We start from the raw sequence: 15,076 nt of genomic DNA on the forward strand, positions 1-15,076 counted from the left end.
TATCTTTCTGTAAAAATAACGTTGGGGAGAGCACTTCCTTTGAGATAGATTATTCACCTTTGGCCCAAACTGTGTTTTATCGTTGATAGAGAGGGAACAATTACCTAATTATAGGAGGTGTAAATCAAATAGTGGGTCTTTGTTTGGAAGGTAAAAATGACGATTCTTTGAATTATTCGAGGAGATAAAGTGGTTAGAAGGAGTAAAGTCACAACCTTGCTTCGAAAAGTGTTCTTCTTTCGAACTAGAATTTCACAGTTTCTAAGTAAAAAAAAACTCTGAACCTGCACAGATCAGGTTCAGAGTTTTTTTTACTGTTTGAGGGCTTTATCAACAGAGTATGCACTCACATCAATTTCAGGTTCAAATCCAAGGATAATTTTCGTGAGTTCTGAACCGATATAAGGTCCCATTGTTAATCCAGAAGCGCCTAAACCATTGGCAATAAATAGATTCTCCCATTCAGGAACTTGGCCAAACACGGGCAAAAATCCTGGTGTGAACGGTCGAAAGCCAGTTCTAGCTTCAACGAAGGTTCCGTCTGCTATTCCAGGGACTGTCTCTAATGCTTTATTAAACACTTCATGTAAGCCTCCAGCAGTTACCCTTGTATCATATTTTTCGGTATCCTCATGCGTAGCACCAGCAACAATCCTGCCATTATCAAATGCAAGAACATATTGATTGCCAGGTGGCATTAAAACAGGCCAATCGTTTGTGTTTGCGTCTGGAAGATTCAGGTGAATAATTTGCGCTTTTTGAAAACTTACCTGAAACTCAATTCCAAGCGGTTTCAATGTCTCTTTTCCCCATGCGCCGGTACATACGACTATTTTGTCAGCAGTAATTACTTCGGTTTCAAGTTGAATACCGGTAACTCGGTTGTGTTCTGAAATAAGTTCAGCACTACCATAGCAAAGTTTTGCACCATTTTTTTGCGCAGCTTGTAGTAAAGCTTCTCGAAGTGCTCGGCCATCGACACGAGCAGCTCCACTAACATGAACGGATGAAAATTCAGAATCAATAGGGGGGAAATAGGAAGTTGTTGCTTGTTCACTGAGTGATGTAATCTCTCCCATTTCTGGTGCCATTTCTTTGCGCTTTACCGCTCGTTCTTCTAGTTTTGTTAATTTTGTTTTATCTTTATGTAAGCTAAGGGCTCCGACTTGAGCATAACCGGTGTTATTTTCCCCCGATTGCTTTAATTCTTTAATCAGTGACGGGTAAAACTTAGCTCCTCCTTTTGCTAATTGGTACCATGCTTGATTGCGTCGTTGAGATAACCAAGGACAAACAATTCCAGCCGCTGCATCTGTCGCTTGCCCTCTATCTTTCCGATCGACGATGACGACTTCCACATTATGTTTTGATAGTTGATAAGCTGTAGAAGCTCCAACAATCCCAGCTCCAACAACAATAATTTTGTTCATTTTCCATCATCCTTACTTGCCTGTGTTTAATTCCTATTATACAGTTTTTAAGTGTTTCGAAAAGGAACACAAACTGTAACCAACAATTTTTAAATTCCGTTGACCACTTTGGTCAATCAGAAATATAATGGAATTGACCAATGTGGTCAATAGGAGAAAGGAGAGTTCCTTGCTTTGACTTCTAAATTTTTAAACCTACACAAAGAAAAACAGCAAAGAATACTGAACGCTGCCTTAAATGAATTTGCTAACAAAGGTTTTGATCGTGCTTCAACGAATGAAATTGTTAAATCAGCTGGTATTTCCAAAGGCTTATTGTTTCATTATTTTAATAACAAAAAAGAGCTTTATTTGTTTTTACACGAGTATTTTATTGAAATTTTGATGAAGGAATTTTTCACGAGTGAGCATTTTGCCGAGCGAGATGTGTTCGAACGTTTAAAGAAAATTATGATTTCCAAAAGTCATCTGATGAAAAAGTACCCAGAGATTTTTGATTTTTATATGTCGGCATATATTGAAACATCAAGTGAAATTAAAAACGAATTGACTTCGAGTCATTTTGACCTAATGGCCCGAAGTTATTCCCGGATTTTCGAAAACATTGATACCTCGAAGTTTAAAGAAGGTATCGATATGAATAAGGCGATTGATATTATCTCATGGACACTTGAAGGGTATGGCAATCAAGTGATGTCGGGAGTGAAAGGCTTGAGGAATAGCGAAGCAGACTTTACCAGGGAATTTGCAGAAGCAGATGTTTATATCGATATGTTAAAACGTGCTTTCTATAAATAGGGAGGAATACCGATGAATGTCATTGAAATCAATCATCTCACCAAGGTATACGGGAAATCTAGGGGAATTTCAGATGTTAGCTTCCAAGTAAAAGAAGGGGAAATTTTTGGATTTATTGGTCCAAATGGAGCGGGGAAGTCGACAACAATTCGTCTTCTTTTGTCCTTGATTTATCCGACTAGTGGTAATGCGACCATCTTTGGGAAAGATGTTGTGAAGTATGCTTCCGAAATAAAAAAAGAAATCGGGTATTTGCCATCAGAAGTATTCTATTATGACAATATGAAAGTCAAGGATTTGCTGAAATACTCTGCTAGTTTTTATAAGAAAGATTGTACGAAAAGGATAAAAGAATTAGCAGAAATCATGGAACTTGACTTAACAAAGAAAATCGATGACTTATCATTGGGGAATAAAAAGAAAGTCGGCATTGTCCAAGGGTTGCTACATGAACCAAAATTAATCATTTTAGATGAGCCTACTAGTGGTCTAGATCCACTGATGCAACAACGCTTCTTTGATTTACTAGAAAAAGAGAATCAAAAAGGTGCTACAATTCTGTTCTCTTCCCATATTTTAAGTGAGGTTCAGCGATTATGTGATCGAGTCGCGATTATTAAAGAAGGAAAGATTGTTCAAGTAGAAAAAATCCGCACCCTTAAAGAGAACAACTATAAAAAATTCAAACTAGAAACTATTTCTGAACTCGATTTCAACTATTTTAAAGTAGACGGCGTTAATCAATTAAAAATAGTCGGTAAAACAGTTTCGTTTATTTTTAAAGGCAATATTAACACGATTACGGAGAAAATTGCGAACATTGAAATCGCAAACCTATGGGTCGAGGAACCCGATCTTGAGGAAATCTTTATGCATTTCTATCAACGGGAGGAGTAGGGCGATGAATATGTTTTTACAAGAATTAAAAGCGTATCAAAAGCCGACTATTATATGGTCAATATCGATTGTCGCCATTGTCATTTTATTCATGGCGCTCTTTCCGGCATTTTCGCGTGATGCCGATGAATTTATGAAAGTCCTTGAAGGGTTTCCCGAAGAATTAACAAGAGCGATAGGCTTAACGTTTGAAACGTTGACCAATGTTCTTGGGTACTTTTCGTATGCGTTTCTATATATAAAATTATGTGGTGCTGTCCAGGCGATGAATCTTGGTTTATCGATTGTATCGAAGGAAACAAGAAACAAAACAGCGGAATTCCTTTTTACGAAACCAGTGACACGTACGCAAGTACTGACTTCGAAACTACTAGCTGCTGTCACATCTTTATTGTTCACAAATCTATTATTTCTTTTTTCAGTAATTGTAACCGTTGAAATAGTTAAAACAGCGGATTATAGTAGGCAAGGGTTATGGATGATCGCAGCTTCACTCTTCTTTTTACAACTGATTTTTCTCGGACTCGGAATGTTCACGGCTGTTTTTATACCGAGAGTGAAATCCGTAATATCAGTTTCCTTAGGGCTAGTATTTGCCTTCTTTATCGTTGGCATGATTAGTTCTAGTACAGATGATGAGGGACTCCGTTATCTCACTCCATTTAACTACGTGAATGATTATTATATTATTGAACATTTAAACTATGAAATGCAATATATAGGAATCGGCCTTGCAATCATCTGTTTAACGGTGATTTTGAGCTTTGTTATATATCGAAAAAAAGACATTCATTCTGTATAAGGAGGTGCGGATATAAATGAACATCGTAAAACGAGAAATGAAGGCAAATGCCAAGGCGCTTATTTTCTGGTGTATTGGTGTGCTTGTGATGGTAGGTGCAGGCATGGGTAAATATGCAGGCATGAATGGCAATGGAGACACTATAAATGAATTAATGTCTGAAATGCCCGCGTCCTTACAGGCGATTATGGGGACTGCTAGTTTTGACCTATCAACAGCGATCGGCTTTTATGGCTTGTTGTATGTTTATTTAATCGTAATGGCGACGATTCATGCTGTGATGCTTGGTTCCAACATGATCGCCAAAGAGGAACGAGATAAAACAGCGGAGTTTTTATTGGTTAAACCAATTTCTCGAAGCACTGTCATCAGTATGAAAATGGTATCTGCTCTAGTCCAACTCCTTGTATTTAATTTGGTTACATTAGTTTCTTCTATTATAATTGTAGAAAGGTATGCAGGAGTAGATGAAACAACAGGCACGATTTATTTGCTTATGATAGGAATGTTTCTATTGCAGGTCCTATTCCTAATTATGGGGACAGCAATAGCTGTTTTTTCTAACAATGCAACCAAAGCTTCCGCAGTTGCAACGGCCATTCTGCTATTACTATTTATTCTTTCCATCTTAATCAACTTAAGTGGAAACCCGGATTTGTTAAAATACGTAACCCCTTTTAAATATTTTGAAGCAGAGTCAATTATCAATCATCATCAACTAGAACCGTTTTACGTTAGTCTCACGGGAATACTAATAATTGCACTAACCACCATATCTTATATCTACTACCAAAAGAAAGACTTGAATCTGTAAAAATCTGTAAGGCGACAGGCGCCATCCAGTTTTTGGATGGTTCTTGCTGCGAAAAGGAGAGTTGTAGAAATGGGTGAAAAGATTACTTTGTTGAATCCACAATCAGGGAAACAAGGTGCGACGATTCGCTTAGATAAGTACGAGTTTATGAAACAAGTCATTTTAGAGATTGTTGAGGAATATGATCAAATCTCATATAAGCAATTGACACAAGAAGTACATAAAAGACTTACAGGCAAATTTGATGGGGCCATCACTTGGTATGTAACAGCTGTTAAGCTTGACCTTGAAGCTAAGGGTTTATTAGAACGGTTTCAACACCAAAAACTACAGTATTTGCGTAAATCAACGGATGTACATCCATAAACATAGTCAGATGGGGGAGTTTTACTAATGAATGAATATCCTGCCATGATTAAATTAAATGGGAAAATAGCGACCGTAATAGGTGGCGGAACGATAGCTGAACGTAAAGTCAAATCACTGTTACAAGCAGGAGCGAATGTGATTGTTATTAGTCCAAAAATCACAAAGCAAATCCATGATTGGGAACAATCGAAAAAACTAACTTGGCTTAACAAGAAATTTGAACCTACTGACGTGAACGACTCATTTCTGGTCATTGCGGCAACAGACCAGCATGACGTTAACAAAAATGTGAGGGAAGCAGTCAATGAGTTTCAATTATTAAATATAGTTGACGACCCTGTGGCAAGCAATTTTATCGTCCCATCCTCGTTTCGGCAAGGTCAGCTAACCATTGCTGTATCTACATCTGGAGCAAGTCCGAGCTTGGCAAAAAAAATAAAAACAGAACTAATGGAAAAATACGATGAGACCTATGCCGAATATATAACATTTCTACAACAATGTCGAAGCGAAGTGAAACAGACCGTTAAAGATCCACAAGTTCGAAGACAAATTCTAAAGAAATTGTTAGATGACGAGTTCATCGAATTAACCGAAGCGGGAAACGTAATCGAAAGGCATCGACGCTACCTAACCTTATTGAAAGACAAAATTAAAAAGGGAGAATAAATAGTAGAAATAGATGGATTCCAAACCGTTTTTTCTGTTGTTAATTTAGGTAGGACCATTTATATACCTTTCATGTAACTTCCCAAACCAACTTGGACAAGTTCACCTATCGCTACATGTTGAGCTCGCCAAACGGCGGGTTTTTTTTATTATCTACTTTTGTATCATAAAACTAAAACCGATGATCTTCTATGAATCGATGATCAGGAAAGTTGTACCCGAATTTCATAATCTCAGTATTCTTAACATAAGATGGACAAGGGGACTCAGTAGTCAGGGGGGATAAAATGAAGCGGAAAATGATGAGAGGACATATAGATAAAAGATGTATCGAACGCTAAGCATTTACAGTTTTCTCATAGCCGGAGCGATTATTCAGGGACTGGCAATGTCATTATTTTTATTCCCACACTCGATTCCTTCTGGTGGGGGTGCAGGATTAGCTCTCCTTATGAATCATTTATTGGGTCTTCCACTCGGTTTTGCCTTATGGGTAGCAAATGCGGTCTTTTTGCTGTTTGCATTGCAATATTTTGGTTTTCGCTGGGTATTTCGGACGATTTTAGCCGTAGGTATAACTTCGACAACTGTAAGCCTTGTTTCGAATTATGTGCCTTTGGATCGTTTACACTTAATCCCTGACATGGCAGCGGGCAGTATATTGTTTGGAATTGGGGTTGGCATGTTGATTAAAGCGGGGGCTTCGAGTGGTGGGATGGTAATACCCGCTCTGATGATTGCAAATTATCGAAGTTTAGCTCCTGGAAAAGTTATGTTTTGGATTAATATGTTCATTTTTCTGTTAACATCTGCAGTGATTAATTATAAAATTGTTTTATACGCGGTAATATGTCAATTCCTTTCAACCAATATCATTGATTTTGTCAATACTTTTAGGATTCCACGACCGCGTTTTTTAACTGCAAACTGGCGGAAACGCTAAAGAAGACCCTATTAAACTAGGATCTTCTTGTCTTTCAAAAAAGTTAAAATCTTCTCAACCGATTGATCGATGCTCATCTCATTTGTCTGAATAGTAATTTCAGGCTGAACGGGTGACTCATATGGAGAAGAGATTCCGGTAAATTCATGAATCTCGCCGTTTCGTGCTTTTTCATATAAGCCTTTGGGATCGCGCATTTCGCAGACATCTAGCGGACAGTGAACAAACACCTCAATAAATTCATTCTCAGCGAACATCTTGCGTACCATATCCCGGTCTGTACGATAAGGGGAAATAAAGGCAGTTGAGACAATCTGGCCACTGTCAACGAATAATTTAGCCACTTCACCGATTCTGCGGATATTTTCTTGACGATCTTCTTTTTTAAAACTTAAATCTTTGTTTAACCCATGACGAACATTATCACCATCTAATACATAACTATTGCATTTATGTTGGTGTAAAGCGTGGTCGATCGCGTTGGCGATTGTGGATTTTCCCGAACCTGATAATCCTGTAAACCAAAGCACACAGCTTTTATGACCATTAAGGAGATGGCGATCTTCTTTGGTGATGGTGGAATGATGCCATGTGATGTTCGTGCTATTGACCATTACCGACACTCCTTAGTTTTGGATATATACTTGTTGCATTCCGTTGATCAGAATCTGGACAACTTCAGGGCGACTAAATTCTTTCGGAGGTTGCTCCCCATTCTTTAACATTCCTCTGACTTTTGTTCCGGAAAGGATGACATGATCTTGTTTTCCGTGTGGACATGTTTTTTCGGAAGCCATGTTTTCACATTTTCTACAATAAAAGCTGTGTTCAAAAAACATCGGAGTGATGCCTAATTCTTCTCGTTGGAAATGACCAAAAATCTTTTGAGCATCATACGTACCATAATAATCGCCTACGCCGGCATGGTCACGACCTACGATAAAATGAGTACATCCGAAATTTTTACGCACAATCGCATGAAAAATGGCTTCCCTTGGTCCAGCGTAGCGCATTGCAGCAGGGAAGACGGCTAGAAAAACTCTATCTTTTGGATAGTAATTTTCCAATAACACTTCATAGCTTTTCATCCTGATGTCACTTGGAATATCGTCTGCTTTGGTTTCACCAACCAACGGATTGAGAAAAAGACCATCGACGGTTTCTAATGCCGTTTTTTGAATATATTCATGTGCACGGTGAACAGGATTACGTGTTTGGAAACCGACTACAGTATTCCATCCTTGTTTGTCGAACACTTCTCGCGTTTCGATTGGGTCTAAAAAATATTGTTTAAATTTGTTTTTCTCTGGCCGTTTTATCATTGTGACTGGACCACCGATATAGACGTCAGCCCGTTTGTATAATTTAGCAACCCCCGGATGTTTAACCTCAGTTGTTTTGTAGACTTTCTCCGCTTCTATTGCTTTATTAGGGGTGAACACTTCGTTCACTACCATTGTTCCATACACAATCCCATTTTGGATTAGATTAATTGTTTCACCTACCTTTAATTCTGAAGCTTTATCATTTGCTACAGCTAATGTAATTGGAATTGACCAGGGAAGACCGTTTGCTAGGCGCATATCATGGACGACCGAATCATAATTCTCTCTGGTCATAAAACCTTCAAGCGGGCTATACGCGCCATTTGCAATTAATTCCAAATCGCTTAATTCGAGATTATCAAGTTCAACGCTGTTCAAAGTATAATCTACACGCTGATTAAGATTGAAACAGTTAATCAACTTTCCACCATGCGGGATACTCTTACTCAAAATAAATTCCTCCTCATGCTCTTAAATTGGATTGTTGCTCATTGTTGGCTCTTTTCTCAAAATTTGTTGCTTTTGAACAAAAAATACGGCTGGTTGTGCTTAGGTGTACAGGCAAATTTGGTCATTTATGAGAAAAGGAGCATAGTTAAATTAAACATACGAAATGTCTTCTTTTCGTAAAACTAACTTAATGGATTTAAACAACAATTTTTAGAGATACTTCTAATTATTTAAATGAAGTCCGCACTCTGATTTGGTGTTGCCTGACCACCTTCCTGCACGTTGGTCATTGCTTTCGGAAACAGGATTGGTACAAGGGGCACAACCGATACTTGGATAACCTTGATCATGTAGAGGATTGTATGGAAGACGGTTTAATTCGATGTAGGTTAGAATTTCCTCCCATTTCCAAAGAATAAGAGGACATATTTTAATGTTTTTAAATTTTGCATCTTTATTGAGATAATTTGTTTTGCTTCTGAGTTGGGATTGTTCTCGCCGCAAACCGGAAATCCATGCTATTTTTCCAGAAATGGCTTCTTTCAGCGGTTCCACTTTTCGTATTTGGCAACATAAGTTTGGGTTGGATTTCCAAAGTTGTTCGCCATACTGTTCGGCTTGTTCTGTTAATGTAAGTTTAGGCTTCACCATGTCAATGTCGAGGGTGGGATATCGTTCCTTGATTTGTTCAATTAGTTCATAAGTTTCACGGAAGTGGAGTCCCGTGTCAAGAAAGATAATCTTTGCCTGTTTGTTTACTTTTGAAATTAAATCAATGAGTACAATCCCTTCCGCTCCAAAACTGCATGCGTAAACAATTTCATCATTTTTAAATTCACGGTACGCCCATTTTAAAACATCAAAATAATCGGCTTGTTTCTTGATGATGTCTTTTACCACATTGTCGTCCCATGTTTCGTAGGTTAGTTTAACCAATTGTAAACGCTCCTCTCTACCTAACAGTCATAAACTCTAAACTAATGCATTCATTGTTAGCGACTGTAATTTGATTCATATGATTAATGGTTCCATGTTTCGCATAGGATATGATCGCTCTTATCCATGAACCATGCCCAAAGACAAGAATGTTTTCATATTGGTTGTATTTAGCAAGAAACTCGATAATCCGTTCTTCTAGTTGATATACTCTTTCTCCTAAAACTATTGATAAAGGGTCCTGGCTCCAAGCTAATCCATAATCATTTAACAATTCTTGTTTAGGACGCCCTTCGTAAGGTCCGAAATCGAGTTCATCCAACAGCGGTTCAATAATAGGATTCATTTCGTATACTTTTGCCGTTTGTTGGGTTCGAGACAAAGAACTGGCTAGCACGAGGTCAAAAGGGGAGAGTTCAATTAGTTTGTCTTGATTACGTATAACCCCTTTTATTCGATCTTCTGTTAGCTGTGAAATGGGGATATCTCTTCGTCCTTGTAGCCATGTATTTTGATTCCATTCAGTGGGTAGGTGCCTGATTAGCGTAATGCGCATCTTTATCCTCCAAATAAAAAGTCTCGCTGCGAAGTCCATTCCGTTGAGCTTCTAGTACCAAAACATCATCAATGTTGACATTACCTAAGTTGACATTTGGTCCGATCTGATTAATAAAAAACATTTGGTGCTTAGCGGTGGGTGCCTCAAAGATAATCTTTTTATAATCAATTCCGCGGACCAGTTCTTCAATTAAATCTGATTTAACCCGCCCATTGCTCTCATAAATACCTGCTGTACCAGAGTCGCGGCCTTCAGTAATGACGTATTCACAACCAGCTTCTAACAGGATTTGAATTTCTTCTCTCCACTCATTGATCGACATGTCTAGGGTAGCATCCTTTGACCCGACCTCGGCAATCACAAAAAACTCTTCTTTGGCTTGCTGAATAATATTTAGGCGCTCTTTTAACGGGATATCCAAAGTCCCGTTGGAAACTTCAATCCATTCGATTCCAAGTGTTTTCAAGTATGTGAAATACTCAGGAATTTTCTTTTGATAAAAGCATTTTTCAAATAAAGTACCTCCGCAATATGGCTTAATTTGGTACTCCTTATACAAATCCACTTTTCTTTTGATATTAGGAGTAATATATGCAGATCCAATTCCCATTTTAGCGATATCAATGATATGGCTGTAGTCTTCTAATATGTTAGTTAACCGCCCGATTGGCGTACCAAAATCAGCGATGGATGTTAATCCATAAGTTCGATTACCGGTTGTACGTTTAGGTAATTTTAAAAAATCCATAGGGAAAGCGCCCTCCTCTATTTTTCTAGGATAGATTATTCAATTTTTGGGCGAATGTGTAAGGATTGGGCTTTTTTCCGAAAAATTAGGCGAAGGCCTTTGTATAAAGCATCCTATTCCTTCAAACACTAGTAGGGCTTATTCTTTCAGTTAGGAGCGTGCTTTCATGGCAAAGCAAAAACATAAGGGTTTAACGATTACAGCAATCGGATCGATTCCACTTATTTTGGTATTGGGGAATTCCATGCTTATACCAGTGCTTCCGAAAATGAAATCTGAGTTAGGAATATCGCAATTTCAGGTAAGTATGGTTATAACCGCATTTTCTGTCGCAGCTGCTATTTCCATACCTATACTAGGATATTTGTCTGACCGATTTTCAAGAAAAGCTGTCATCATACCAGCGCTCATTTTATATGGAGGCGGTGGTATTTTAGCTGGTGCAGCCGCAGCATGGTTTGGAAATGCTTATCCGTGGATTCTCGCCGGGAGAATCTTACAAGGAATAGGGGCAGCTGGTACAACCTCCATGGCAATGGCTTTAACAGGCGATTTATTCAAAGGGGGAGAACAAAGTAAGGTGTTAGGACTTGTCGAAGCCTCGAACGGTTTTGGAAAGGTGATTAGTCCCATTATTGGCTCCCTATTAGCACTGTTGTTTTGGTATGCAGCCTTTTTTGCTTTTCCTGTTTTTTGTGCCGTCAGTATCTTGTTAACAATCTTTTTCATAAAAGAAAAGAAAAAAGAAAAAGAACCTCCTTCTTTAGGGACATATGTGAAAGGGCTCGCTTCTGTGTTTAAAACAGAGGGGAGATGGCTATTTGCTGCCTATTTGACTGGGGCAACGTGTTTGTTTACTTTATTTGGTATTTTGTTTTATATATCCGATATTCTTGAGACGAATTACAAAATTGATGGGGTTTTAAAAGGAGCTATTTTAGCGATTCCACTTCTTTTTATGACAACCACATCTTATATCACTGGAAGCAAGATTGGTAAAAAGATGGGGCTGATGAAATCCCTTATCATTTTTGGGCTCTTATTAATGACCGCTTCGTTTGCTTCACTTGTTCTATTTAAGAACTTAGTACCATTTTTCGCTGTGCTAGCTGTAAGTAGTGTTGGAACTGGATTAGCACTTCCTTGTATCAACAGTTTTATCACAGGCTCGGTTCCGATGGATCGTAGAGGCTTTGTGACGTCATTATATGGTTCCGTTCGATTCCTTGGAGTTGCCATCGGACCGCCAATTTACGGAGCATTAATGGCATGGTCACGAACAGGGATGTTTCTCATAACCGCCGGATTGACTTTATTTGTTGCATTTTTGTGTATGATGCTAATTCATGTAAAAAAGAAAAAGCCATCAGAGAACCAAGATACTTTATTTGAAAAACTACAATTAACATAATTTACATGGCACCATGAGAAGGAGTGAAAACATTGCAAATCTATTTTTCACCTGAGGTCATAACCCCAGAATTTCAGGTATTGAATGTAGTGGATTCCGAAAATAAAGCCGTTGGAAATGTAGCTTTCTTATTTGATGAAAAAAAGCTTTTTGTTTATGGAATCCTTGAAGAAGAAGGTGTCGGAGCTGATTTTAAAGATTTAGTGACTCCCTATATCAAAGGGTTGTCAAAAGCTAAGCCGGGTTTAGATGTTCTTTCATGTTTATATGTAGGATGTAAGAAAATAACATTGAATGACGAAAAAGAAGAATAAAAGCGAAACAAGCCCACAAAAATTGGAGGGCTTGTTTTTCTTATTTAAAGAATTTGTCATAGGTACTACTTATTACTAACTACCCACAAGGCCTACATAACCTTAGCTCCTAAGCCCAAAGAACACGAATTTTATGGGCTCACAAGGCATATGTCTATCACATAAATTGGTGATATGTAAAAATAAGGGACTCTGGGAGCGTGCGGTTTATGAGTGTTGGGATGATAATAATGGGACTACTGATCGGATTCATGGTCGGCTTAACAGGGGTTGGAGGAGCTGCCCTTTTAACACCAATTTTAGTATTACTTGGGATAAGTCCAGCCATTGCCGTAGGAACCGATTTAGCTTATAATTCGGTCACCAAATTTTTCGGTTCAGTACAGCATTGGCGACAAAAAACAATTAATTTTAAATTAATGAAATACCTCGCAATTGGAAGTATCCCAAGTGCAATTTTAGCGGTTGGGATGTTACGGTTATTTGATTCATTTTTTAATAACCAAGAGGAGATCATTAAACACGCTTTAGGTTATGTACTAATATTAGTGGCGATTGCAACTTTAGTAAAAACATTTGCAAAAGGGCGATTAGAATTCAATAAAATTCAGTTAAAGCCTATTGAAGAAAAGCGATCCTTAACCATTGTGATAGGGGCGGTGTTAGGATTTTTGGTTGGATTAACTTCCATCGGCTCTGGTTCATTATTTGCGTTAGTTATGCTGTACTTATATAAAATGACTCCAACCGAATTAGTTGGAACGGATATAGCCCATGCGTTTTTTTTAGTGACAGCAGCAGGGATTATGCATGCAGGAATTGGAAATGTAAACTATTTATTAATGATAAACCTATTAATTGGTAGCATACCGGGAGTTCTAATTGGTAGTACTTTATCTGCCAAAATTCCCGCAAAACCATTAAGAGCGATTGTAGCCGTCATGATTCTTTTAAGCGGATTAAAATTAATTTAATTTGGCTATTTTCATAAAGATTGTTGTTAAATCCTATAGCCAATCTTAACACAACTGAAGCCATATATCTTATCTTTGAAGTATTTTGCAAGCTCTTTCTAATAAGTTAAACTATTTTTGTTCAAGAACAACAAAGTTTGAGAAAGGACTCTTTAATAAAAAAGAGCCAAAAAAGTGCCAGAAACGATCCAATATTGGATCGTCTCTGGCACTTTTTTTTCTTTTATGCTTTCATCTGAACCGACGATGAATGCTTTCTAAATTGTTCAAGTCTGCTAGTCGTATCGAAAGAAGCTTGCTCTTTTTAGTGTTTCAACGCTGTTTCGATATTGTTTCGTTATGGAACATGAAACGAATTATAAATTGTTGAAAATGTAAGTAACATAAGGTTTTTAAAGGTTGGCACGGAATTTGCATTTGTGTAGGTAGGAGAGAAAATAACAGCATTCAAAGGGGAGAATTAAATGTTTCAAGAGAAAATGGATTTACGTTTACCAGGACCAGTGCAAGTACCGAAAGAAATTCAAATAGCGATGCAACAAAGTTTCGACCATCCGATGATGGATTACCGGAATCCAGCTTTTCAAGAAGTTCTGCAGGAAACAATTGATAAAGCAAAGATGGTCTTTCAAACAAAAAATCTTGTAGTTCCACTTACTTCGAGTGGTGCATCGGCGCTGGAAACAGCAATTATTAATACAGTTGGAGCAAATGACACCATCATCCTTTGTGTTGTTGGCTACTTTGGGGAATATTTACAAGGAATTACGGATCATATCGGGTGTAAAGTCGTTCGTGTCGAGGCGGAGTGGGGAAAGGTTGTCGATCCTGAAGAGGTCCGCGCAGCTTTAAAAGATCATCCAGAAGCGAAAGCGGTATTTGCGACACATTGTGAAACATCAACTTCTGCGATTAATAATATCAAGGAAATCGCGGCGATTGTAAGAGAAACCGAGGCAATTTTCATGGTGGATGCTGTAAGTTCAATCGTTGGTACACCACTATATATGGACGATTGGGGAATTGATATCGTCGCGACTGGGGGACAGAAAGCACTGATGCTTCCTCCAGGATTAGCATTGATTACAATGAGTGATAAAGCTTGGAAGATCATAGAAAAACACCAATGCCCATCTTTTTATCTAGATTTAAAAAAATATAAAAAAGGTTTAGAGTCAGGAGTGGGAACACCTTATACCCCTAATATTGCTCTTGTTTGTGGCTTAAAAGAAGCATGCAACATGATTGAGCGAGGCGGGGGCATGGAACAGGAATATAAGCGTCATGCGGCGCTCCGTGACATGACTCGTGCCGGAGTTCGTGCCTTAGGCTTAGAATTGTTCGTAGAGGATTCAGCTGCAAGTCCAACACTTACAGCCGTGAAATTAGAAAATGCAGACGCATTTAGAAAATTAATGCGTGAGGAATTTCATATTGCCCTTGGCGGCGGGCTCGGAAAGGTAAAAAATAAAATCCTTAGACTCGGTCATATGGGTTATACAGATGCAGCAGATATGTTGAAAATGTTTGCAGCGATGGAATTGGCATTAAAGAAAAGTGGGTATGAGGTAGAACTAGGTGCTGGCGTAGCAGGTGCACAAAAACAGTGGCTTGAAAACCCAAATTGTTAACCAGCC

17 protein-coding genes are annotated in these 15,076 nt (G+C 38.3%); 11 read left to right on the plus strand and 6 right to left on the minus strand.

Features of this window, described 5'->3' with window-relative positions; genetic code table 11:
- Positions 1–311 precede the first annotated feature (311 nt).
- Positions 312–1,430 (minus strand): NAD(P)/FAD-dependent oxidoreductase, encoded by a 1,119-nt coding sequence (locus tag M3182_RS09400; protein ID WP_251557832.1) that lies wholly within the window; start codon positions 1,428–1,430, stop codon positions 312–314.
- Positions 1,431–1,604: 174 nt separating this feature from the next.
- Here M3182_RS09400 and M3182_RS09405 point away from each other — a divergent pair, with 174 nt between their 5' ends.
- The 7 genes from M3182_RS09405 to M3182_RS09435 all read left to right on the plus strand — a co-directional run bounded on the left by M3182_RS09405 (position 1,605) and on the right by M3182_RS09435 (position 6,722).
- Positions 1,605–2,228, plus strand: coding sequence for a TetR/AcrR family transcriptional regulator (locus M3182_RS09405; RefSeq protein ID WP_251432674.1), 624 nt, complete (start codon positions 1,605–1,607; stop codon positions 2,226–2,228).
- A gap of 12 nt (positions 2,229–2,240) precedes the next feature.
- The gene (locus M3182_RS09410) at positions 2,241–3,125 is read left to right on the plus strand and encodes an ABC transporter ATP-binding protein (protein ID WP_251432672.1); all 885 of its coding nucleotides are present in this window, start codon (positions 2,241–2,243) and stop codon (positions 3,123–3,125) included.
- Between the two features lie 4 nt (positions 3,126–3,129).
- The gene (locus M3182_RS09415) at positions 3,130–3,927 is read left to right on the plus strand and encodes an ABC transporter permease subunit (RefSeq protein WP_251557835.1); all 798 of its coding nucleotides are present in this window, start codon (positions 3,130–3,132) and stop codon (positions 3,925–3,927) included.
- Positions 3,928–3,943: 16 nt separating this feature from the next.
- Positions 3,944–4,741 carry a DUF2705 family protein gene (locus M3182_RS09420; protein ID WP_251557837.1) on the plus strand — a complete coding sequence of 266 codons (798 nt, stop codon included), beginning with the start codon at positions 3,944–3,946 and terminating at the stop codon, positions 4,739–4,741.
- A gap of 69 nt (positions 4,742–4,810) precedes the next feature.
- Complete coding sequence (locus M3182_RS09425) at positions 4,811–5,107, plus strand: DUF6958 family protein (RefSeq protein ID WP_251432664.1); 297 nt, start codon at positions 4,811–4,813, stop codon at positions 5,105–5,107.
- A 27-nt stretch (positions 5,108–5,134) separates the two neighbouring features.
- Entirely contained in the window at positions 5,135–5,779 is a 645-nt protein-coding gene (locus M3182_RS09430) for an NAD(P)-binding protein (RefSeq protein ID WP_251432661.1), read from the plus strand.
- Positions 5,780–6,104: 325 nt separating this feature from the next.
- Positions 6,105–6,722, plus strand: coding sequence for a YitT family protein (locus M3182_RS09435; protein ID WP_251432656.1), 618 nt, complete (start codon positions 6,105–6,107; stop codon positions 6,720–6,722).
- Between the two features lie 11 nt (positions 6,723–6,733).
- Here M3182_RS09435 and cysC read toward each other — a convergent pair whose 3' ends face one another.
- The 5 genes from cysC to M3182_RS09460 form a co-directional block, all read right to left on the minus strand.
- A complete protein-coding gene (gene cysC / locus M3182_RS09440) occupies positions 6,734–7,336 on the minus strand; it encodes an adenylyl-sulfate kinase (protein WP_251432651.1) in 603 nt (200 codons plus the stop codon).
- A gap of 12 nt (positions 7,337–7,348) precedes the next feature.
- Positions 7,349–8,497, minus strand: a complete 1,149-nt coding sequence (sat, locus tag M3182_RS09445; RefSeq protein WP_251432648.1) for a sulfate adenylyltransferase — start codon at positions 8,495–8,497, stop codon at positions 7,349–7,351.
- 222 nt (positions 8,498–8,719) lie between these two features.
- The gene (locus M3182_RS09450) at positions 8,720–9,433 is read right to left on the minus strand and encodes a phosphoadenylyl-sulfate reductase (RefSeq protein WP_285867576.1); all 714 of its coding nucleotides are present in this window, start codon (positions 9,431–9,433) and stop codon (positions 8,720–8,722) included.
- Between the two features lie 16 nt (positions 9,434–9,449).
- Entirely contained in the window at positions 9,450–9,989 is a 540-nt protein-coding gene (locus M3182_RS09455) for a histidine phosphatase family protein (protein ID WP_251432645.1), read from the minus strand.
- A complete protein-coding gene (locus M3182_RS09460) occupies positions 9,955–10,740 on the minus strand; it encodes a phosphosulfolactate synthase (RefSeq protein WP_251432642.1) in 786 nt (261 codons plus the stop codon). Before M3182_RS09460 ends, M3182_RS09455 begins: the two co-directional genes overlap by 35 nt.
- A 166-nt stretch (positions 10,741–10,906) precedes the next feature.
- Here M3182_RS09460 and M3182_RS09465 point away from each other — a divergent pair, with 166 nt between their 5' ends.
- The 4 genes from M3182_RS09465 to M3182_RS09480 all read left to right on the plus strand — a co-directional run bounded on the left by M3182_RS09465 (position 10,907) and on the right by M3182_RS09480 (position 15,070).
- Positions 10,907–12,151, plus strand: coding sequence for an MFS transporter (locus M3182_RS09465; protein ID WP_251432639.1), 1,245 nt, complete (start codon positions 10,907–10,909; stop codon positions 12,149–12,151).
- Positions 12,152–12,174: 23 nt separating this feature from the next.
- Positions 12,175–12,465, plus strand: coding sequence for a hypothetical protein (locus M3182_RS09470; protein WP_432806613.1), 291 nt, complete (start codon positions 12,175–12,177; stop codon positions 12,463–12,465).
- Between the two features lie 209 nt (positions 12,466–12,674).
- Positions 12,675–13,439 (plus strand): sulfite exporter TauE/SafE family protein, encoded by a 765-nt coding sequence (locus tag M3182_RS09475; RefSeq protein ID WP_251432633.1) that lies wholly within the window; start codon positions 12,675–12,677, stop codon positions 13,437–13,439.
- 464 nt (positions 13,440–13,903) lie between these two features.
- Complete coding sequence (locus M3182_RS09480; RefSeq protein ID WP_251432630.1) at positions 13,904–15,070, plus strand: pyridoxal-phosphate-dependent aminotransferase family protein; 1,167 nt, start codon at positions 13,904–13,906, stop codon at positions 15,068–15,070.
- The last annotated feature ends 6 nt before the right edge of the window (positions 15,071–15,076 follow it).

The sequence above is a fragment of the Mesobacillus maritimus genome (assembly GCF_023715205.1).
In the GTDB taxonomy this organism is placed as follows: domain Bacteria; phylum Bacillota; class Bacilli; order Bacillales; family Cytobacillaceae; genus Mesobacillus_B; species Mesobacillus_B maritimus_C.